At 75.8% G+C, this 21,445-nt stretch carries 16 protein-coding genes; 5 read left to right on the forward strand and 11 right to left on the reverse strand.

The window, feature by feature from the left end; translation table 11 throughout:
* Positions 1 to 23: 23 nt before the first annotated feature.
* The 7 genes from trxB to PH191_RS26990 form a co-directional block, all read right to left on the reverse strand.
* On the reverse strand, positions 24 to 1,130 hold the full coding sequence (gene trxB, locus PH191_RS26960) for a thioredoxin-disulfide reductase (protein ID WP_274197713.1): 1,107 nt from the start codon (positions 1,128 to 1,130) through the stop codon (positions 24 to 26).
* A 49-nt stretch (positions 1,131 to 1,179) separates the two neighbouring features.
* A complete protein-coding gene (locus PH191_RS26965) occupies positions 1,180 to 1,866 on the reverse strand; it encodes a hypothetical protein (protein WP_274197714.1) in 687 nt (228 codons plus the stop codon).
* Positions 1,863 to 2,513 (reverse strand): RNA polymerase sigma factor SigM, encoded by a 651-nt coding sequence (gene sigM / locus PH191_RS26970; protein ID WP_274197715.1) that lies wholly within the window; start codon positions 2,511 to 2,513, stop codon positions 1,863 to 1,865. The genes PH191_RS26965 and sigM overlap by 4 nt, the downstream gene beginning before the upstream one ends.
* A gap of 61 nt (positions 2,514 to 2,574) precedes the next feature.
* The gene (locus PH191_RS26975; RefSeq protein WP_274197716.1) at positions 2,575 to 4,551 is read right to left on the reverse strand and encodes a protein kinase family protein; all 1,977 of its coding nucleotides are present in this window, start codon (positions 4,549 to 4,551) and stop codon (positions 2,575 to 2,577) included.
* Between the two features lie 131 nt (positions 4,552 to 4,682).
* Positions 4,683 to 6,482 (reverse strand): murein biosynthesis integral membrane protein MurJ, encoded by a 1,800-nt coding sequence (murJ, locus tag PH191_RS26980; RefSeq protein WP_274197717.1) that lies wholly within the window; start codon positions 6,480 to 6,482, stop codon positions 4,683 to 4,685.
* A 677-nt stretch (positions 6,483 to 7,159) separates the two neighbouring features.
* Complete coding sequence (locus PH191_RS26985) at positions 7,160 to 9,475, reverse strand: DUF6049 family protein (RefSeq protein ID WP_274197718.1); 2,316 nt, start codon at positions 9,473 to 9,475, stop codon at positions 7,160 to 7,162.
* Positions 9,472 to 9,900: an NUDIX hydrolase gene (locus tag PH191_RS26990; RefSeq protein WP_274197766.1), complete on the reverse strand. Its 429-nt coding sequence runs from the start codon at positions 9,898 to 9,900 to the stop codon at positions 9,472 to 9,474. The genes PH191_RS26985 and PH191_RS26990 overlap by 4 nt, the downstream gene beginning before the upstream one ends.
* 191 nt (positions 9,901 to 10,091) lie before the next feature.
* Between PH191_RS26990 and PH191_RS26995 the strand changes: the two genes are divergently transcribed.
* Positions 10,092 to 11,567: a CCA tRNA nucleotidyltransferase gene (locus PH191_RS26995; RefSeq protein ID WP_274197719.1), complete on the forward strand. Its 1,476-nt coding sequence runs from the start codon at positions 10,092 to 10,094 to the stop codon at positions 11,565 to 11,567.
* 545 nt (positions 11,568 to 12,112) lie between these two features.
* On the opposite strand, the gene PH191_RS27000 is transcribed toward PH191_RS26995, so the two are convergent.
* The gene (locus tag PH191_RS27000) at positions 12,113 to 13,579 is read right to left on the reverse strand and encodes an MFS transporter (RefSeq protein ID WP_274197720.1); all 1,467 of its coding nucleotides are present in this window, start codon (positions 13,577 to 13,579) and stop codon (positions 12,113 to 12,115) included.
* Between the two features lie 204 nt (positions 13,580 to 13,783).
* Between PH191_RS27000 and PH191_RS27005 the strand changes: the two genes are divergently transcribed.
* Both PH191_RS27005 and PH191_RS27010 read left to right on the forward strand, forming a co-directional pair.
* Positions 13,784 to 14,374, forward strand: a complete 591-nt coding sequence (locus PH191_RS27005) for a YqgE/AlgH family protein (RefSeq protein ID WP_274192131.1) — start codon at positions 13,784 to 13,786, stop codon at positions 14,372 to 14,374.
* A 100-nt stretch (positions 14,375 to 14,474) separates the two neighbouring features.
* Positions 14,475 to 14,963, forward strand: coding sequence for a DUF427 domain-containing protein (locus PH191_RS27010; RefSeq protein WP_274197721.1), 489 nt, complete (start codon positions 14,475 to 14,477; stop codon positions 14,961 to 14,963).
* A gap of 1 nt (position 14,964) precedes the next feature.
* Here PH191_RS27010 and PH191_RS27015 read toward each other — a convergent pair whose 3' ends face one another.
* Positions 14,965 to 15,435 carry an SdpI family protein gene (locus tag PH191_RS27015; protein WP_274197722.1) on the reverse strand — a complete coding sequence of 157 codons (471 nt, stop codon included), beginning with the start codon at positions 15,433 to 15,435 and terminating at the stop codon, positions 14,965 to 14,967.
* Between the two features lie 152 nt (positions 15,436 to 15,587).
* Here PH191_RS27015 and PH191_RS27020 point away from each other — a divergent pair, with 152 nt between their 5' ends.
* On the forward strand, positions 15,588 to 18,491 hold the full coding sequence (locus PH191_RS27020; RefSeq protein WP_420791852.1) for a leucine--tRNA ligase: 2,904 nt from the start codon (positions 15,588 to 15,590) through the stop codon (positions 18,489 to 18,491).
* A 317-nt stretch (positions 18,492 to 18,808) separates the two neighbouring features.
* Here PH191_RS27020 and PH191_RS27025 read toward each other — a convergent pair whose 3' ends face one another.
* On the reverse strand, positions 18,809 to 19,885 hold the full coding sequence (locus PH191_RS27025; RefSeq protein ID WP_274197723.1) for an inositol-3-phosphate synthase: 1,077 nt from the start codon (positions 19,883 to 19,885) through the stop codon (positions 18,809 to 18,811).
* A 54-nt stretch (positions 19,886 to 19,939) separates the two neighbouring features.
* Positions 19,940 to 20,647, reverse strand: coding sequence for a PadR family transcriptional regulator (locus PH191_RS27030; RefSeq protein WP_274197768.1), 708 nt, complete (start codon positions 20,645 to 20,647; stop codon positions 19,940 to 19,942).
* A 173-nt stretch (positions 20,648 to 20,820) separates the two neighbouring features.
* Here PH191_RS27030 and PH191_RS27035 point away from each other — a divergent pair, with 173 nt between their 5' ends.
* On the forward strand, positions 20,821 to 21,228 hold the full coding sequence (locus PH191_RS27035) for a DUF5318 family protein (protein WP_274197724.1): 408 nt from the start codon (positions 20,821 to 20,823) through the stop codon (positions 21,226 to 21,228).
* The last annotated feature ends 217 nt before the right edge of the window (positions 21,229 to 21,445 follow it).

A 21,445-nucleotide genomic window follows, 5' to 3' on the forward strand; every position in this document is an offset into this window, starting at 1 on the left:
CCGGTGGAGCGGGTCGAACGGGATCAGGAGGGAGCGGGAACGGCGTCTCCGGCGGGCTCGGGGGATCCCTCGTCCACCGAACCACCGTTGCTGCGCGGGGTGTCGGAGCCCCCGGTCGAGGCGCCGATCGAGGCCAGGCCGTCCACCTGCCCACCGTCCACCCCGGGGGTGGGCGGCGGGGCGGTGTCGACGGCCGCGTCGGCGGTCTCGGCGAGCCAGCGCTCGGCGTCGAGCGACGCCTGGCAGCCGCTGCCGGCCGCGGTGATGGCCTGGCGGTAGGTGTGGTCGACGAGGTCCCCACAGGCGAAGACGCCGGGGATGTTGGTGCCGGTGCCGGGCAGCGCCACGCGGACGTAGCCCTCGTCGTCGGTGTCGACGACGTCGCGGACGAGCCCGGAGCGCGGGTCGTGGCCCACGGCGACGAAGAAGCCGGTCACGGCCAGCGTCTCCTCCTCGCCGGTGACGGTGTCGCGCACCCGCACACCCTCGACGGTCGTGTCGCCGAGGACCTCCTCGACCACCGTGTTCGTCCGGATGGTGATCTTCGGGTCCTGGCGCGCACGCTCCAGCATGATCCCGGAGGCCCGGAACTCGCTGCGCCGGTGCAGGATCGTGACCGAGCTGGCGAACCGGGAGAGGAAGGTGGCTTCCTCCATCGCGGAGTCGCCGCCGCCGACCACGACGATGTCGTGGTCGCGGAAGAAGAAGCCGTCACAGGTCGCACAGGCGCTCACGCCGCGCCCCAGCAGCTTCTGCTCGCCGGGAACGCCCAGGTAGCGGGCCTGCGCGCCCATCGCCAGGATGACCGCCTTCGCGCGGTGGTCGGTGCCGTTGACACGCACCGACTTCACGTCGCCGGTGAGGTCGAGGGACTCGACGTCCTCCGGCCGCAGCTGCGCGCCGAAGCGCTCCGCCTGGCGTCGCATGCGGTCCATGAGCTCGGGGCCCTGGATCTCGTCCGCGAAGCCCGGGTAGTTCTCGACTCCCGTCGTGGTCATCAGGGCGCCGCCGAACTGGCTGCCCTCGAAGACCACCACGTCGAGCTGGGCGCGCGAGGAGTACACCGCGGCGGTGTACCCGGCCGGTCCCGAGCCCACGATGATGACGTCGTGGATGGTCTGGTCGCTCACGTGTGCGTCAACGCCCGGGACGGCCACAGGATTCCCCGTGCGGTGCCGCTCACCGGCCGACGAGCGTGTCGGACAGGGTGAGCGGTGCCCCGGCCGCGCAACCGGGCTCCACGACGAGCACCCGGAACCGGGCGGCCACCCCGGTGGGCAGCACGAACAGCACGCCCGCCCGGCCGTCCACGACGACCTGGCGTGCGCCGACCGGTCGAGAGCCGGCGGGGACCCCGTGCGCCCCCAGGCAGCCCGCGAGTCGTCCCGGATCGCCGAGCGGTCCGTAGTCGGAGCGGCCCAGACCGGCCCGCAGCGCCGACGGCCCGTCGCCCCCGGCCAGGACGGGCACCTCGGGGGCCGGGGTGGTCGGCAGGGCGCTCGGGGCCGGGGCACCGGCCGGCGCCGTGGTGGTGAGCACCCCGACGAGGACCGCCGCGACCACGGCGGCGGCCGCGACGAGGACCAGGACGGTGCGTCGGCCCGTCCGCCGGCCCGGGCCGGGCGAGTCGGCGGTGGTCGGTCCGGGTGTGTCGGCGGGCACCCCGCCGCGCTCGGCCGCGAGGGCGGCGTCGATGTCGGCGAGCAGGCCGGAGGGCATCGGTGGCGTGCGCTCGCCGTACGCGGCGAGATCGGCGCGCGTGCGGGCCAGCGCGGTGGCCACGGCGGGGTCCTCCGGGTCGGGCAGGTCGGGCAGGTCGGGCGGCTCGCCTGCGCGGTCGTCGGCGGCGTGCTGGTCGTCGGTCACGGTCCGCCTCCTGTCCGGTCGGCCCTGGTCGCGCTCCTCGTGGTTTGGACGTCGCCGGCGGCCCCGCCGTTCCCGGCGTCCTCCCGGTCACCCGGCACCGTCGTCGGGTGACGTGGCCGCAGGTGGCCCAGGAGGCCCGCCAGGCGGCCCCGCGCCCGGGCACAGCGGCTCTTCACCGTGCCCTCCCGCACCCCGAGGATCCGCGCCGCCTCGGTGATGGAGAACCCATGAACGTCGACGAGCACCACGGCCAGGCGCTGGCCGTCGGGCAGGGTCGCGAGGGCGTCCGCGACGGTGAGTCGGGTGAGCTGGTCGTCGACGCCGTCCCGCGGGGTGGGCAGGTCGTGGCCGGCGAGGGGCTCGGTGGAGCGCGTGCGGCGACGCCGGATCCGGTCGAGGCAGGCGTTCATCGTGATCCGGTAGAGCCAGGTGGAGACCTCGGACTCGCCGCGGTAGCGGGCGGCGCCGCGCAGCGCGGACACGAACGTCTCCTGGACCGCGTCCGCGGCGTCCTCGCGGTGGTCCAGCGTGCGGAACGCCAGCAGCCACAGCCGATCGGCGTAGCGGCGGACGATCTCGTCGAAGGCGCCGTCCTGCCCGGCGACGTGCGCGGCGAGGAGCTCGCGATCGCTGCGCGGGTCGGGCACGGGAGGTGACGCTAGCGAGCGGGCGCCGCCCGCCGTGGCCGTTCGGGGAAGCCCGCTCCGATCAGGGTCCGGCGCGCTGGATGCTGACGTCGGCCAGCTCGCTGACGTACCGGTCGTCGTCGTCCTGCCCCAGCGCCGTGATCCAGATCAGCAGGTTGCCGGTGGGCGGCGCGGCCTGCAGCGGGATGACCAGCACGTCCCCCTCCACCTGCCCGGCGCCGAGGAGCTGGGTCTGGGCCAGCGGGACGTCGGCGGTGGGCGCACTGCGGACCTCGATGCGCGTTCCCGGGCTGGGCGAGCGCACCGTCACCGACGCCACCGAGGCCGGCGTGGTGAACGTGCTCATCATCCCGATCCCGGGCTTGAGCGCCGGGAGCTGCTGGCGGTACTCGGAGGTGGACCACGTCGTCGACGGGTCGTTGTCGGCGGCGCGATTGATCCGCGTCGGGTTGTCCGGGCTGCCGGCCGGGCTGTAGACGGCGACGCTCGAGAGCTGCACCGGCCCGCCGGCCACCGGGGGCGGCGGCGAGACGGGGGCCGGCGACGGTGAGGCGGGGGCGGGGACCGGCGCCGGCGCGGGCGCCGCGGTCTCGGGGATCACGACCACGGGGGGTCCGGACGAGCCGCCGCCCGCCACGACGGTGATCACCTGGTAGGTGACGAAGCCGAGGATCGCGAGCGTCGCGAGGACCAGGGCGGTCACGCCGATGCGCAGCTTGCGGCGCCGCGCCGGGTCGGGGCCGGGCTCGGGCACGGCGTCGTCGTGCCACACCTCGGTGGGGTCGTCGGCGTCGATCGTCTGGCCGTTCTCGAGGACCGGCAGCAGCACGCCGTCGTCCTCGAGGCCCTCGCGCATCTGCGTGACGAGACGGTGCACCGCGGCCGCCGTCCGGATGCCGCCGTCCTCGTCGAGCGTGCGGTCGACCAGCGCGGCGAGCTCGACCGGCAGGTCGGGCCGCAGCTGGCGCGCGGGCACCGGGCCCCCGCCGGGCGCGTGCGGGGCGAGCCGCAGGCCGGCCGGGGCCTGGCTGCCCTCGGGGCCGGGCCAGCGGGCGGTGAGCATGAGGTAGAGCAGCGCGCCGAGCCCGTGGACGTCGTCGGCGTTCGTGGCCTCGCCGCGCGGCATCGGGAAGGCGAGCCGCGTCGCCGCCCGCGTGCTGACGCGCACGCGCTGCGGGTGGTCGAGGCCGAGGACGAGACCGGAGCGGTGGGCCGCGGCCACCGCGTCGGCCAGCGGCTCGATGACGCGCAGCGCGGTGCTGGGGCGCAGGGGACCGTCGGCGACGAGCTCGACGAGGTCGCGGCCCGGGGTCCACTCGGCGACCGCGGCCCCGAGCACGCCGGTGGGCAGCGGACTGCCGCCGGGGCGGACGACGTCGAGGATGCGCGCCGCGTGCGGGTGCTCGAAGTGCGCGGACCGCGTGGCCCGCGACAGCGCCGCCGAGGCGCGGGCGTCGCCCTGCCACGTCCCGACGAGCAGGGTGATGGCGACGTCGCGCTCCAGCATGACGTCCCGGGCCTTCCACATCGCCGCCTCGGCGCTGCGGTCGCGGCCGACCTCGGCCACGAGGCGGTAGCGGTCGGCGAGCAGGGTGCCGGGCATCAGCGGCCCGGCGGCCGGACGCCCCGGGGCGCCGCGGCCGGGGCGGCGGGGCGGCGCCGGGAACGGTCCGGACGGGGGCCCGGGCGGGCCGCCGGGTCCGGGCCTGCGCGCGGCGGGACCCCGCGGGGCACGGCCCGCGCCCCCGGAGGTGCTCGGCGCGCCGGGAGCGACGGTGCCGGTGCTGCCGTTGGTGGCGCCGTTCGTGCTGCCGTGGGAGGACGACGCGCCGCCGTCCCCGGCAGGCCGGTCGGAGGCGCGGGCGACGTGGGCGGTGGGCCCGTCGATCCCGACACCCGTGCGGGCGGGCGTGGAGGGCGGCGCGGTGGGCGTCGGCGGCGCGTCGCGGCCGGGCGTGTCACGCTCCGGCGTCGCGGGCCCGGCCGCGTCGGACGCGGGGCCGGTGGACGTGCGCTCCCCCGACGGCTCGCCGGCCACGTCCCTCACCTCCCCCTCGACGACGTCGGAGCCTACGGGACTCCGGTACCGCCTCGGGGGACGCCGGGGCACCGGTCCTGGTTGCGCCGGGCGGCCGGGACCACCCCGATGGCCGCTGTGACGCCGCCGTGTCACGGCGCCGGCGCGCGGCCCCGTCCGACCAGGCGCCGCAGCCGCGACACCACGGGGTCGAGCTCGGGCACCTTGAGCACGCGCATGGCCACCGCGACCACCACGAGGAAGACACTCGATCCGACCACCAGCACGAGCCACGACCGCAGGACGAGCGAGACGCCGCCGCCGACGAGGCGCTCGAGCAGCGTGACGCAGAGCACGGCGACGAGGACGGCCACGAGCGAGGCCAGGAGGGTCAGGACGAAGGTCCGGAGCACCCGGCGGGTGTCGAGGTGCCCGATGCGCACCCGCAGCCAGATGTTGCCGACGACCAGGCCGACGACGAACCCGAACGCGTTCACCGCGGCCAGCCCGAGCACGACCTGCTCCGGCGGCAGGAGCACCGGGCAGAGGTAGGCCATCGGGACCTTGACCGCGGTGATGACGACCATGATGAGCGTCGGGGTGCGGGCGTCGTTCATCGCATAGAAGACGCGCATCTGGAGCATGACGACCGCCATCGGCACCAGCCCGAACGCCGACGCGGCCATGGCGCCACCGAGCGAGGCGGCGCCCTCGGGGCCGGAGCGCCCGATGCTGAACAGCGCGATGCCGAGCTGCGAGCCGAACACCGTGAGCAGCGCACTCATCGGCAGCAGGGTGACCGTCGAGAGCCGCGAGCCGAGCGAGAGGTCGGAGACGACCTGGTCGAGGCGGCCGTTCGCGGCGGCGGCACTCATCCGGGGCATGAGCGCGGTGAGCAGCGAGACCCCGAGGACGCCGTACGGCACCTGGATGAGGAGCCAGGCGTAGCTGTAGACGGCGGGTCCGCCGTCGCTCGAGCCCGACGCGACGCGCAGGATCGCGGCGAGGCCGACCTGGCTGACGAGGACGTAGCCCACGACCCAGGCGGCCAACCCGCCGAACGCGCTGAGCCGCTGGTCCCAGCCGAAGCGCCACTTCCAGCGGAAGCCGACCCGGCGCATGGCCGGGAGCATCACGCCGGCCTGGACGACGATGCCGAGCGTGCTGCCGATCCCGAGCACGAGCAGCTGCGTGGTGGAGATGCCCACCTCGGGCGACGGGAGGAAGGCGTAGATGCCGAGCGCGATGAGCGCGACGACGTTGTTGAGCACCGGCGCCCAGGCGGCGGGACCGAAGTTGGCCCGCGAGTTGAGGATCGCCCCGAACAGCGCGCCCATGCCGTAGAAGAAGATCTGCGGGAGCAGCAGGTAGGCGAAGTCGGTGGCCAGCTCGAGGTCGGTGCCCGGGTCGAGGTAGGGCCGGATCAGCAGGGGTGCGGCGACCACCGCGATCCCGGTGGCCAGGGCGAGGCCGACGGAGGCTCCGGAGAGCAGCTTCTGGGCGAACCCCTCGCCGTCGTCGCCGTCCTCCTTGGCCGCCTGGACCAGCACCGGGATGACGACGCTGGTCAGGACGCCGCCGAGCAGCAGCTCGAAGATGATGTTCGGCAGGGTGTTCGCCACGTTGAAGGCGCTGCCGACGAGGTTGAGGCCGACGATCGCGGTCAGCCCGAGGGTCCGCAGGAACCCGGTCAGGCGGCTGACCAGCGTGGCGACGGCCATGCCGCCGGACGCCTTGACCAGGGCCTTGTCGTCGCGGCCGGCGTCGTCGACCGGCGAGCGCGGGGCCGGGACGGCCGGCGCGTCCTGCTCGAGCGGCGGGCGCGGGAGCAGGACGGTCTCGTCGTTCGAGCCGGCCACGCTCCACGAGGCGAGCGGGGCCGGACGGGCGACGCGCACGGTGCGCTCGTCACGGATCCCGGGCGCGGCGGACGCGGCCTCGGCCGCCTCCATCGCGGCGGTGGGGGCCGTCAGACCGGTGGTCGACGGTTCGGAGGCGGCCGCGCCGGCGGGCGAGCCGGGAGGGCGGGGCGGCGGTCCGCCGCGGGGCAGGGGCCGGGTGGGGTCCGCGGGCGGGGGGCCCGGCGGCGGACCGGGCGGTCCCGGCGGCGGGCCGGGTGGCGGGCCCGGGGGTGGTCCGGGCGGTGGCGGGCGTCCGGCACCGGCCGGCGGGGGCCGTCCTGGCGTGCGCGGCGGCCCGGGGGGCCCGGCCGGCGGGCGGGGCACGCCGGGCGCTCCCGCGGGTCCGGGCCCGTGCGGGGGTGCCGGCGGGGGTGTCGGCGGGCGTGCGGGCGGACCGGGTGGCCCGCCGCGGGGCTGTCCGGAGGGGGCCGGGCCAGCGGGGGCCGGGCCAGCGGGGGCCGGGCCAGCGGGGGCCGGGCCAGCGGGGGCCGGGCCGGCGGGGGCCGGGCCGGCGGGGGCCGGGCCGGCGGGGGGCCCGGGCGGAACGACCGGCGCGGCCGGACGGTCGGCGGGGCCGCCGGGCACGCTGAGGCCACCCGGACGGGTCTCGGGGCGCGCGTCCGACGGGGGCGGCGGCGGGACGACGTCCGGGACCTCGCGGCCGGTCTCGGCAGCGGGGTCGGCGGCGGGGCCTGCGTCGTCGCGGTCCTCGTCGGGCTCGCGGGAGGTCACCGTTTCTGCAGCTCGCGGTTCGTCAGGTCCAGCACGTCGGTCGGCGGGCCCGGTCCCCGGTGACGGTGGTTGCGCCGGGACCGGCGCGCCGCCCGCACCCGGCGAGCGATCCGTACGCTCGCCAGGATCACCAGCACGACGGCTGCGGACGCGGTCAACCACACCGTGATCGTGCCGTAGGCGGTCGATCGCAGCAGCAGACGAGCCGAGGGCCCGAGAGGTTCACCCCCCGGTGTCCGGGCCTGCGCGTCCACCGCGAACTGCCCCGCACGGGTCACCTCGACCTCGACCTGCACCTGGCGGCTGCCGAACGCCGGCACCGTGATGACGGGCAGCGGCCCGGTCCGCAACCCGTTCGTGGGCTCGAGCACGACCTCGACCCGGACGGCCACCGGCAGCCGGTTCTCGACGGTGAGGAGCAGGGGCGCGTCGTTGCTGCCCAGCGAGTAGGAGCCGGCGGGCTGCACGACCCGCACCAGCGAGCGCAGCTCGTCGATCTGCCGCTCGACGCCGCCGATCGCGGCCTCCTGGGCCGCCGGGTCGTCGCGCCACGCCGCGGAGAGGCTGCGCAGGACCCCGTCGGTGAGCGGCTCGACGAAGTCCGACGGCGAGGGGGCGCCGACGCCGTCGCGCTCGGTGGCGGCCAGCAGCTCCCGCTGGCGGTCGCGGACCTCGCCGGCCCGGGTGAGCACCGTCTCCCCGATCGCGTCGACCGCGTCGGCCGGCGCCGACGGCGAGGTGGCGGGCAGCGGCGTCGTGGGCCCGACCCCGCCGAGCAGGGTGCCGAGGTCGAGGGGGCGGGCGAGCCCGAGCCGCGTCAGGTCGTCGACGGCGCCGAGCAGGGCGCCCGCCTCGGCGGTGCTCGCGGCCCAGTCGAGCGGCGGGGCGACGACGTCGACGGGCGGGACCTCGTCGTCGGGGGTCTCCTGCAGCGCGCGCAGGGCGAGGATCCCGACGGCGTCCTGGGTGGCGAGGGCGCCCGAGGTGCCCGCGGGGCTCGTGGAGTCGCCGCCGTCGCGCCCGCCGGCACGGGGCGCGAGCGCGGTGGCGGCGAGCGGGTCGAGGCCGACGGCGGTGGCCGCGGCCCCGGGCGGGCCGGGGAGGCGGCCGAGGGCACCCGCGGGCAGCCCGCCCTCGAGCGCGTCGCCGTCGAGGAGCAGCGACCGGGTGCCGCCCCCGGTGAGGTCGGCGAGGCTGCGCTCGTCGACCACCCCGTCGGCAGGCCACACGGTGTCCGGGACCGGCGTGGTGCCGAGCAGCTCGGCGACGCGGCGCGTCCCGGTGGCGACGGCGGCGGTGGTCAGGTCGGTGAGGTTGCCGCGGGCCGTGGCGACGAGGTCGGTGCCGGCGTACGGCAGCGCGGTCACGCACCGCCCGCGGGCCTGGGCGCGCAGCGCGTCCAGCCACCGCCCGGCGGCATCGGCGCCCGCGCCGGCGACCGAGCCCCCGTCCGGCGTGCGCACCCGGTAGCCGGCGCTCATGGCCTCGGCGGTCTCGAGCAGGTCGGCGTCGACGGCGAGGCAGACCGACCGGGCGGCGGCGGACCCCGCGGGCGCGCTGCGTCCGAGCGCGTCGACCAGGCCCGCGAGGCGCCCGCCGGGGGCGAACGACGTCGCCAGGTCGTCGTCGGCGAGCAGGGTCGGTGCGCCCGGCACCACGGGGACGCGCCGCGGGCGGTCGGCCAGCGGGTAGAGCACGGAGACGCCGGCGGCCCGGCCGATCGCGGGCGCGGCGACGGGGCCGCCGCCCGGCACGCCGAGGACCGGGAGCAGCAGGCGGACCGCGCCGAGGCGCGTCGCGCCACCGGAGCCGAGGGCACCGTTCGCGTTCACGAGCAGCGGGTGGACGCCGGGACCGGCGAGGGCGAGCGAGCGGGCGGCGTCGCCCACCAGCGGCACACGCCGCGTGAACGGCACCTCCTGGCCCGGCGCGAGCACCCCGGCGATCTCGGTGAAGCCGGTGCGGACGGCCTGGGAGGACTCGTCGCCGCCGAGCGCGCCGAGCGCGGCCCGGCCGCCGGACAGGGCCGCGCCGCGCTCCAGGCGCACCCCGAGGTCGCGCACCGGGACCGCGGAGCGGTTGACCACCCGTCCCGAGACCACCAGCTCGCCGGGGCCGTCCGCCGTGACCACGCGCGGCGCCATGCCGTCGAGCACCACCGCGACCGGCTCGTCACCCACCGCGGGCGGCTCGGCCGCGCCCGCCGCCGGGGCCGTCAGGGCACCCGGGCCGACCAGGGCGAGGGGGAGCAGGAACGCGAGGACGAGGACGGCACGACGGAGGGCTCCCCGCGGTCGGCGGGGAGCCCTCACGCCGACTCCTCCAGGATTTGGGCCGCGCGCCGGACGAGCCGGCGTTCGTCGGCGTAGGCGAGCCGCGTGTCCAGCTCGGCCAGCGGCACCCACGCGACCTCGGTGACCTCGACGTCGGCGTCGGAGAGCTCGCCGCCGTGGGCCGAGAGCAGGTAGTGGTGCACGGTCTTGTGGATCCGGCGGTCCTCGGCCACGAACCAGTAGTCGATGCTGCCGAGGAACGCCCGCACGGACGCGATGATGCCGGTCTCCTCCTCGACCTCCCGCACCGCGGCCTGCTCGGCGGTCTCGCCGTCCTCCAGGTGGCCCTTCGGCAGCGACCAGAGCAGGCGACCGCGACGGTCGAGCCGGCCGATGAGGGCGGCACGGGCGCCGGAGGCGTCGACGACGAGGCCGCCCGCCGAGGTCTCGTCGACCGTGCGCATCCGCCGCCGGGAGCCCCGTCGGCGCCGGTCGCCGGACCGTCGCGACGGGGTGGACACGATCGCGATCGTACGGCGCCCGGGCGGTGACGGGGATGTGTCGGCCGTCCGACGGCGAGGTGTCGCCCGGGTCGTGCCCCCGTGTCCGGCCGGTGTCCCGTCCCCGGCCCGCCGTCGCGGTACGGTGACCTGCCGTGCCCGTTCCCGCCCAGGCCCCCTCCACGTCCACCGGCGCCGATCACACGGCGGTGGTGGAGATGCTGCGCTACTCGCCGGTCGCCGACGACCTCGCCGAGCGGTTCGCGGCGGCCGGACACCGGCTCTACCTCGTGGGCGGCAGCGTCCGGGACGCGCTGCTGGGACGGCTGTCGCCGGACCTCGACTTCACCACCGACGCGCGGCCCGAGCAGATCCAGGCCCTGGTGTCCGGATGGGCCGAGGCCGTGTGGGACACCGGCATCGCCTTCGGCACCGTGGGCGCCGTCCGGCGCGGCGTGACCTGCGAGATCACCACCTTCCGCGCCGACGCCTACGACGGCGTGAGCCGCAACCCCGTCGTCGCGTTCGGCGACTCCGTCGAGGGCGACCTCGTCCGCCGTGACTTCACGGCGAACGCCATGGCGTTGTCGCTGCCGGACCGCACCTTCGTCGACCCGTACGGCGGGCTCGCCGCCCTGGCCCGCGGCGTCCTCGACACCCCCACCGACCCGGAGACGTCCTTCGGCGACGACCCGCTGCGCCTGCTGCGCGGGGCCCGCTTCGTCTCCCAGCTCGGGTTCGAGGTCGCGCCGCGGGTGCGCGCGGCGATGGAGGCGATGGCGCCCCAGCTCGGACGGATCACCGCGGAGCGGGTGCAGGCGGAGCTCTCGAAGCTGATGCTCGGCGCGCACCCCCGGCGCGGGATCGAGCTCATGGTCGACACCGGGCTCGCCGACGTCGTGCTGCCCGAGGTGCCGGCGATGCGCCTGGAGATCGACGAGCACGCCCAGCACAAGGACGTCTACGAGCACTCGCTGACGGTGATGGAGCAGGCCATCGGCCGCGAGACCGACGGGCCGGACCTCGTCCTGCGCCTCGCCGCGCTGCTGCACGACATCGGCAAGCCGGCGACGCGCAAGGTCGAGCCGGGGACGCGGGTGAGCTTCCACCACCACGAGGTGGTCGGGGCCAAGATGACCCGCAAGCGCTTGCGTGAGCTGCGCTACCCGAAGCAGGTCATCGAGGACGTCGCCCAGCTGGTGTTCCTGCACCTGCGCTTCCACGGCTACGGCAAGGGCGAGTGGACCGACTCCGCGGTGCGCCGCTACGTCACCGACGCCGGCCCCCTGCTGGAGCGGCTGCACAAGCTCGTGCGCTCGGACTCGACGACGCGCAACAAGCGCCGGGCCGCGGCCCTGCAGCGGTCGTACGACGACCTCGAGGAGCGGATCGCCCGGATCGCGGAGGAGGAGGACCTCGCCCGCGTCCGCCCCGACCTCGACGGCAACGCGATCATGGAGCTGCTCGGGATCCCGCCGGGTCCGCTGGTCGGGCGGGCGTGGCGGCACCTCAAGGAGGTCCGTCTCGAGCGCGGCCCGCTCGACGACGACGAGGCCCGCGCGGAACTGTTGCGGTGGGCAGCCGAAGAGGGGATCGGGGCTCCCGGCGACGAGGGGGAACCGGAGAGCTGACGGAACCGGTCGGGGGGCGCCTGCGTCGAACCCCGTGTGGGATCCCCTGCGATCAGTTACGTCTTCGGCACCGGGCAGGACCCGGTGCACCACCACGTCTCCCCCGCCGACGTCGCGCTGGGCCCGGCAGGCCTCCGGGACGCCGTGGCCCTCGACTTCGACGGCGACGGGCGCGTCGACGACGCCCTCTGGGACGCCGACGGCGACGGCGCCGCCGACCGCTCGGTGCTCGACCTCGACGACGACGGCCGCCCCGACCACGCCTACGCCGACCCGTCGGGGCGGGGGCTGTGGGACGCGCGCGTGCCGTTCGCGGCCGGGCCCGGCCCGGCGACGGCCGGCGCCGCGCTGACCTGGAGCGACGTGCGCGGCCGGTCCGCGAGCGCCGCGCCCGCGGTCGACACCGACGGCGACGGGGTGCTCGACGGCGCGACCGTGGAGGCCGACCACGAGGACGGCACCGAGGTGGTGTGCGACCTCGACGGCGACGGGCGCGCCGAGCAGCTGCTCGTCGACGCCGACCACGACGGCCGGGCGGAGCTCGCCTACCTGTCGTCGGCCCTGTCCACCGAGCCGGGATCGCCCTCGGCCCGCTGGGACGTGCTGCTCACCGACACCGATGCCGACGGGGCGGTGGACACGCTGGTCGCCGAGGGGGCGGCCGGCTGGGTGCCGCCCTGAGCCGGCCCGCACGCCCGGCTGCGCAGGGCGAGCTCGTGCACCACCAGGCCGAGCAGGTAGAGGCCGGCGGCGAGCGCCAGCAGGAGCGGCGAGCGGCCACTCGGCGGGGCGAGGAACGCGGCGCCGGCGACGGCGGCGACGTAGGTGACGTTGAACGTGGTGTCCGACAGCGAGAACACCCGCCCGCGCACCGCGTCGCCCACCTCCGTCTGCACCGCGGCGTCGGAGCACAGCTTGATCGCCTGGCCCACGAGCCCGAGCACGAACGACCCGCCGAGGATCGTCGGCAGCGTCATCGGCAGGCCGAGCGAGAGCAGGGCTACCGCGGCGAGCACGAGCATGATCCGCACGGTGCCGGTGCGCCCCACCCGCCCGGTGAGCCACGGCGTCACCACCGCGGCGACGCCGAGACCGGCGGCCGCGGCCACCACCACCTCGCCCAGGCCGGCGATCCCGGCCTTCAACGGCCCGACGTCGGTGAGCGAGTTGCGCATGAGCAGCAGCACCACGAGCGTCGTGACACCGAACGCGAGGCGGTGCGCAGCGACCGCGCAGAACGCGGCGACGACGCCGGGGGCCTCACGGGCGGCCCGGGCGCCGTCGGCGAGCCCCGAGGCCACCGCGCGCAGGGCCTGCGCGGCCTCGCGGCGCTCGTCGGGACCCAGCGAGCCGCGGGCGATCGTCGTCGCCACCACGACGATGACCACCGACCCGATGCCCGCGACCATCGTCGTCCACGCGGCGTCGACGTCCGCCGGGCCGAGGAGCCCGCGCAGGCCGATGGCGCAGCCGGCGCCGATCGCGGCGGCGACCGCCCCGGACGTCGTGACCAGGGAGTTCGCGCCGACGAGGTGCTCGGAGGACACGACGTGGGGCAGCGCGGCGGAGAGCCCGGCCTGGATGAAGCGGCTCACCCCGATCGTCGCCAGCGCGCCGAGGTAGAGGGGTGGGCCGGTGATCCCGGCGAGCACGACGCCGGCGGTGGCGAGCGTCAGCACGCCGCGCAGGGCGCCCGCGACCACGAGGACGCGCCGCCGGTCCCAGCGGTCGAGCAGGGCGCCGGCGAACGGGCCGATCAGGGAGTACGGGAGCAGGACCGTCGCCAGGCCGAGGGCGACCATGACCGGGTCGGCCTCGCGCTCGGGGCTGAACAGCACCAGCCCGCCCAGCGCGGCCTGGAACACGCCGTCGCCCCACTGGGCGGCCAGCCGGACCGTCAGCAGGCGGCCGAATCCGGGGTGCAGGAGCAGCTCGCGGAGGCGTCCGGTGCGTCCCGTGGCCGGCGACGCGCCCCCGACCGTGGTTGCGGTCGTATCGGACGCGACGGGCACGGGCGCCCACGCTACGCGTCCGTTGGGTCCTGCCGCGTGGTGCTCCGGCGTCCGCCCGGCGCAGACCCCGGCGGCCGTTCCCCCGGTGCCCGCGACGCCGCTGTCACCCGTGTGTGACCGCGCGGTGACGCGCCCGGCACGCGTGCCGCCGAACACCCCACCGTGCCTGCCGCCCGCCCTCCCGGCGGTGCGACGATGGGCGTCGTGGCCAGTGGTGTGGAGGAACATCAGCAGGCCGAGGTCGAGGCGGGGACGCTCCTCGTCGCCGCGCCGACCCTGACGGACCCCAACTTCGCGCGGTCGGTCGTGTTCGTGATCGACCACCGGCCCGCCGGCACCCTCGGCGTCGTGCTCAACCGCCCCAGCGAGGTCTCGGTGGCCGACGTCCTGCCCACGTGGGGCCCGCACACCTCGACGCCGCACGCCGTGTTCGTCGGCGGCCCGGTCGAGCAGCGCACGGCCCTGTGCCTCGCGGCCCTGCGCGCCGGCGAGGACCCGGCGCGCACCGGCGGCGTGGTCGGCGTCCGCGGCCCCGTGGCGCTCGTGGACCTCGACGGCGACCCCGACGACCTCGCCCCCCGCGTCCGGGGCCTGCGCGTGTTCGCGGGCTACTCGGGCTGGGACCGGGGCCAGCTCGCCGGCGAGATCGGGCGCGGCGACTGGTACGTCGTCCCCGCCCTGCCCGACGACGTCCTGGCCCCGCCCGGCTACGACCTCTGGGGTGGCGTCCTGCGCCGCCAGGGCGTCCCCCTCGCCCTCCTCGCCACCCACCTCGCCGAGCCCCGGCGGAACTAGTCCCCGGAAGCAACGAACGCGCTGTTCGCTGCTTCTACGCGCGCGAACTCCCCGTTCGCTCGCCGCGCCGGGGCCGCCGACCGCGCCTAGCGTCAGGGCTGTGCGACGTGTCGAGCCAGGTCCGGGGCAGGAATCGGTGTGGGACTACCCCCGCCCGCCGCGGGCCGAGGCGGTGCGCCGGCGCGCGATCGTGACCCACGGCGGCACGGTCGTCGCCGACACCGACGACGTGGTCCGCGTGCTCGAGACCAGCCACCCACCGACCTGGTACCTGCCGCGCACCGCGTTCACCGAGGGCGTCCTGCGTCCCGCCCAGCGACGGACGGTGTGCGAGTGGAAGGGCACGGCGCGCTACGTCGACATCGTCGTGCCCGGCGTGGAGCCGCTGCGCGACGTCGGTTGGTGGTACCCGGAGGACGCCGTCTACCCCGTGCTCGCCGACCGCGTCGCGCTCTACCCCGCGCCGTTCGACGAGATCACCCTCGACGGCGAGCGCGTCGAGCCCCAGCCCGGCGGGTTCTACGGCGGATGGATCACCGCGGACGTCGTCGGCCCCTTCAAGGGCAGCCCGGGCACCTGGGGCTGGTGAGTCAGGCCTGTGTCCGGTCGCGCGGGCAGATCGCGCACGAGCCGCCGCACACCCCGGCGGCGGGTGCGCAGTCCGGCTCAGCCGGCTCGGGCGGCATGCACGACGTCGGCGGCAGGGCGGCGAGGGCCTCGTGCTCGGCCTCCTCGGCGGCCGCGAAGCGCGCGCCCACGATGCCGCCGGCCCCCAGCAGCCCGACGAGCCCGAGGCCGCCGAGCACCAGCATCGTCACGCCCGCGACCGTCGTCGCCGACAGCAGCGCCGCGCCGGCCCCCGCGAGCCCGACCAGGCCCGCGCCGACGAACGCCGGCGCGGCGGCACGGTTCGCGCGGCGGAAGGCGTCGACGCTGCCCATGGTCCACAGCGTCCGCACCCCGAGCACGCGGTTGCGGGGCAGCCGGTGGACGAGGGCGAGCGCGCCGGCGCCGCCCACGACGAGCGCCGCGAGGGTCAGGACCAGGGCCGGGACGATCACACCCCCAGAGTAGGCTCGATGTGGTCCTCGCGGGATCCGCGGTGCCCCCCTTGCCGGGGCGTGGCCCCGGGTCGACGGCGGATGCCGTGGCAGGTGCCGACCGGCCGCATCCGGAGGGCGAGGACCGCCGGTCGAGACCAGGAGGAACCCCCGTGACCGCCGAGCCCGAGGTGGCGCCGGACGTGCGACCCGACGCCGAGAGTGCCTCCGGTGTGCCGCCCCACCGCTACACCGCCGCGCTCGCCGGAGCGATCGAGCGTCGCTGGCAGGACCGCTGGGAGGCCGCGGACACGTTCGCCGTGCCGAACCCGCCCCCCGCGCCGGCCGGCGAGAAGTTCTACCTGATGGACATGTTCCCGTACCCCTCCGGCTCGGGCCTGCACGTCGGGCACCCGCTGGGGTTCATCGGGACCGACGTCCTCGGCCGCTACCTGCGCATGACCGGTCGCACGGTGCTGCACACGATGGGCTTCGACGCGTTCGGCCTGCCGGCCGAGCAGTACGCGGTGCAGACGGGCACGCACCCGCGCACGACGACCGAGGCGAACATCGCGCGCTACCGCCAGCAGATCCGCCAGCTCGGTCTCGCGCACGACCAGCACCGTTCGGTGTCCACCACGGACATCGACTTCTACCGGTGGACGCAGTGGATCTTCCTGCAGATCCACGGCGCCTGGTACGACGCCGAGGCCGACCGCGCGCGCCCGATCACGGAGCTCGAGGAGGAGCTGGCGGCGGGCATCCGCGCGCTGCCCGACGGCCGCGACTGGGCGACGCTGTCGCGTCCCGAGCAGGACCGCGTCCTCGACGACCATCGCCTCGCCTACCTCGCCGACGCCCCGGTCAACTGGTGCCCGGCGCTGGGCACGGTGCTCTCCAACGAGGAGGTCACCGCCGACGGGCGCTCCGAGCGCGGCAACTTCCCCGTCTTCCGGCGCAACCTGCGCCAGTGGATGATGCGGATCACCTCCTACGCCGACCGCCTGGCCGACGACCTCGACGGCATCGACTGGCCGGACTCGGTCAAGGCGATGCAGCGCAACTGGATCGGGCGCTCGCAGGGCGCGCAGGTGCGCTTCGCGTCGGACGCCGGCGACATCGAGGTCTTCACCACCCGCCCGGACACCCTGTTCGGCGCCACGTACCTCGTGCTGGCCCCCGAGCACCCGATGGTCGACGCGCTGGTCCCGGCCGCCTGGCCGTCGCCGCCCACCGGCGAGGAGCTCGACGGGCGCTGGACCGGCGGCGCCGACACCCCGGCCGACGCGGTCGCGCAGTACCGCAGCGTCGTCGCGTCGCGCTCGGACCTCGAGCGCCAGGAGGCCCGCGACAAGACCGGTGTCTTCGCCGGGGCGTGGGCCACCAACCCGGTCAACGGCGAGGCGCTGCCCGTCTTCGTCGCCGACTACGTCCTCATGGGCTACGGCACCGGCGCGATCATGGCCGTGCCGGGCCAGGACCAGCGCGACTGGGACTTCGCGACCGTCTTCGGCCTGCCGATCCGCCGGACCGTGCAGCCGCCGGAGGACTTCGACGGCGAGGCCTACGTCGGCGCGGGCGTGGCCATCAACTCCGCGAACGACGAGGTCAGCCTCAACGGCCTGGACGTCGACGCGGCCAAGACGGCGATCGTCGCGTGGCTGGCCGCCCGCGGGGCCGGCGAGTCGGTGGTGCAGTACAAGCTGCGCGACTGGCTGTTCTCCCGCCAGCGCTACTGGGGCGAGCCGTTTCCGGTCGCTTACGTCGCGGAGGGCGAGACCGACGGCGGGCCCTCGATCCCGCGCGCGCTGCCCGACGCCGACCTGCCCGTCCTGCTGCCCGACGTCGAGGACTACTCACCGAAGTCGTTCGCGCCGGACGACCGGGACTCCTCGCCGGAGTCCCCGCTGGCCCGCGCCACCGAGTGGGTCGCGTTCGAGGCCGACCTCGCCTCGGACCCCGAGCACGGCTGGACCGAGTACCTGCGCGAAACCAACACGATGCCGCAGTGGGCCGGCTCCTGCTGGTACTACCTGCGCTACCTCGACCCGCACAACACCGAGCGCTTCGTCGATCCCGACGTCGAGCGCTACTGGCTGGGTCCGCAGGGGCCGGGCGACCCGGGCGGCGTCGACCTCTACGTCGGCGGCGTCGAGCACGCGGTGCTGCACCTGCTCTACGCGCGCTTCTGGCACAAGGTGCTCTTCGACCTCGGCCACGTCTCGTCCTCGGAGCCCTTCCGGCGCCTGTTCAACCAGGGCTACGTCCAGGCCTGGGCCTACACCGACGCGCGCGGCGTCTACGTGCCGGCCGAGGAGGTGGCGGGTGACGCGGCGTCCGGATTCACGTGGAACGGCGAGTCCGTGCGCCAGGAGTACGGGAAGATGGGCAAGTCGCTGCGGAACGTGGTGACCCCCGACGAGATGTGCGACGCCTACGGCGCCGACACCTTCCGGCTCTACGAGATGTCCACCGGACCGATGGAGGCCTCGCGCCCCTGGTCGACCCGCGACGTCGTCGGCTCGCACCGCTTCCTGCAGCGGGTGTGGCGCCTGGTGATCGACGAGCAGACGGGCGACCTGCGCGTCGCCGACACCGAGCCCGACCGCGACACCCTCACCGCGCTGCACCGCGCGATCGACGGCGTGCGCACCGACCTGCCCGCGATGCACTACAACACCGCGGTCGCGAAGCTCATCGAGCTGGCCAACCACCTGACGAAGACCTACCCGTCGGGCGGCACGCCCCGCTCGGTGCTCGAGCCGCTGGTGCTCATGCTCGCGCCGCTGTGCCCGCACCTGGCCGAGGAGCTGTGGTCGCGTCTCGGGCACCCGGACACGCTCGCGTTCGCGCCGTTCCCCGAGGCCGACCCGGCCCTGCTGGTCGAGGACTCGACCGAGTACCCGATCCAGGTCAACGGCAAGGTGCGCTCGCGCATCACCGTGCCCGCGGCGGCCGGCGAGGACGAGGTCCGCACCGCGGCCCTCGCCGACCCGAAAGTCGCCGAGCTGCTCGCGGGCGCCGAGCCGCGCAAGGTCATCGTCGTCCCCGGGCGCCTGGTGAACGTCGTCCGCTGACGCCGGAGCGCGTCCGCGAGTTCCGCGCGAAGGCACCATCAGCCGGATGGAGCGGCGAGGGGTGCCCTTCGCTCTTCGGGGTCGCGCCCAGCGGGGCGTCGCCGTTTCGACCGATTCCTCGCCTGCGTCGACGGGTTCGTCGCCGGCGCGCTGGCGATCGAGATCCAGCGGCTGCTCCGGGAGGCACTCGCCCAGGCGCGCGCCCGCCCGCCTCCGGCCATCCGCCGCCGGTGATCACCACGAAACAGCGAAGGGCACCTCCCGCCGCTCTCTCCGGCTGGAGGTGCCCTTCGCGCGAAAACCAGGCCCGCGTGCGGTCAGCTGTCCTCGCCGCGGATGAACGACTCGACGCGGTCGTAGGCGATCGAGTCGCGGTACTGCTCGGGCGGGGACTTCATGAAGTACGACGACGCGCCGAGCAGCGGGCCACCGATACCGCGGTCCATCGCGATCTTCGCGGCGCGGACGGCGTCGATGATGATGCCCGCGGAGTTCGGGGAGTCCCAGACCTCGAGCTTGTACTCGAGCGACAGCGGGACGTCGCCGAACGCGCGGCCCTCGAGGCGCACGTAGGCCCACTTGCGGTCGTCGAGCCACGGCACGTGGTCCGACGGGCCGATGTGGACGTTGCCCTTGCCCATCTCGCGGTCCACCTGCGAGGTCACCGACTGGGTCTTGGACGTCTTCTTCGACTCCAGGCGCTCGCGCTCGAGCATGTTCTGGAAGTCCATGTTGCCGCCGACGTTGAGCTGCATCGTGCGGTCGAGCTGCACGCCGCGGTCCTCGAAGAGCTTGGCGAGCACGCGGTGGGTGATCGTCGCGCCGACCTGCGACTTGATGTCGTCGCCGACGATCGGCACGCCGGCCGCGGTGAACTTGGCCGCCCACTCGGGGTCGGAGGCGATGAACACCGGCAGGGCGTTGACGAAGGCGACGCCCGCGTCGATGGCGCACTGCGCGTAGAACTTGTCGGCGTCCTCGCTGCCCACCGGCAGGTAGGACACGAGCACGTCGGCGCGGGCCTCGCGCAGGGCGGCGACGACGTCGACGGGGTCGCCGTCGGCCTCGGTGATGATCTCGCGGTAGTACTTCCCGAGACCGTCGAGGGTGTGGCCGCGCTGGACCGTCACGCCGGTCGGCGGGACGTCCGCGATCTTGATGGTGTTGTTCTCGGACGCGGAGATCGCGTCGGCGAGGTCCTGGCCGACCTTCTTGGCGTCCACGTCGAACGCGGCGACGAACTCGAGGTCGCCCACGTGGTAGCCGCCGAAGTCGACGTGCATGAGGCCCGGCACGCGCGCGGCCGGGTCGGCGTCGGCGTAGTACTGCACGCCCTGTACGAGTGAAGAGGCGCAGTTCCCCACGCCCACGATCGCCACTCGGACCGAACCCATGGCAGTTCTCCTCTTGTCTCTTCCTCGGTGACAGGTGTCGGACGGACCTGGGGCTCAGGCGTCGCGGGGTGACGGCGGACGGGTGCCGCCGTCGTCGGGGCTGGAGTCGGGCCCGGGATCGGGGCCGGTATCGGGGCCGGTATCGGGGGAGCCGGGGGGCCGTGTGTCGGCCACCGGTTCCGCGGCCTGCTCGGCGGCGATGAGCTCGTTGAGCCACCGGACCTCGCGCTCGGTGGATTCCAGGCCGATGCGGTGGAGCTCGCGGGTGTAGTGGTCGATCTGCTCGCCCGCGCGGCCCAGGGTCGACCGCAGGCCCTCACGGCGCTCCTCCACGCGACGGCGCCGTCCCTCGAGGATGCGCATCCGCACCTCGACCGGCGTCCGCGAGAAGAAGGCCAGGTGGACGCCGAAGCTCTCGTCGTCCCAGGTCTGCGGGCCGGCGTCGCCGAGGAGCTCCTCGAACCGGTCCTTGCCCTCGGCGGTGAGCTCGAACGTCCGGCGGCCGCGTCGCCCCCACGAGCCCCGCGAGGCCGGCCGCGACCGGGCGGACCCGGCCGGCTCGCCCTCGTCGGCGGTGTCGTCCGGGGGCGGCTCGTCGGTCTCGGCGATCAGGCCGGCACGTTGGAGCCGGCGCAGGGTCGGGTAGAGCGACCCCCAGGAGAAGGCGCGGAAGGTCCCGAGGCGGGCGTGCAGCTGCTTGCGCAGCTGGTAGCCGTGCATCGGCGACTCGTGGAGCAGGCCGAGCACCGCGAGCTCGAGCACGGACACCCCCTCGGCCACCGGATCGCCCGCGGCGATCTCCGCGAGCACCGCCCGACCATATCGGACCGATACATCAGGCGTCGGGCATCCACGATCACGTCACACCCGCGCCGGGCGTCGGGACCTCGCCGGAGCAGGGGACGTCCGGTGCCGTGGTGGCTACGCTGGTCCCCGTGCCGGGAGTCCGTCAGGTGGTCGACTACGCGTTGCAGCGCCGTGCGCTCCTGGCCGACGTGTCGGCGGGCCGCGTGACCACCGCCGACGCCTGCGACGCGGGGGTCTACCTGCTCCAGGCCGCCTCGCACCACGGTCGCCCGACCACCCGGACCTGCCCGCTCTGCCGGCGCGATCCCCTCGTCGAGGTGCACTGGATCTTCGGGGAACGCCTCGGCGGGGCCGCAGGATCCGCCCGGTCTGCCGACGAGATCAGCCGGTTGGCGGATGCGATCAGCGAGTTCACCGTGCACGTCGTGGAGGTCTGCCGGTCGTGCCGGTGGAACCACCTCGTACAGTCATACGTCCTGGGAACCGACGACGCGTCGGGAGGGGGCCGCCGGCGGCGCCGGACCGCCTCGCCCTGACGGTTCGGAGAGAACCACCCGGAACCGGGAGGCGATCGGTGGACGACGAGCGGCGCACGGACCGCGGGGGAGCACGACCCCCCGGTGCCAGACCCGGCGCCACCCCGCCCGGACCGCCGTCCCCCGGAGACGGGCGAGGTGACGCACGAGGTGCCCCGCCCGGCCCACCGCGCACGGCGCAGGGCCCACCCGGCCCACCGCCCGGACCGCCCCGTCC

Origin of the sequence: Actinomycetospora callitridis (assembly GCF_028737265.1) — a bacterium.
Classification (GTDB): Bacteria; Actinomycetota; Actinomycetes; order Mycobacteriales; family Pseudonocardiaceae; genus Actinomycetospora; species Actinomycetospora callitridis.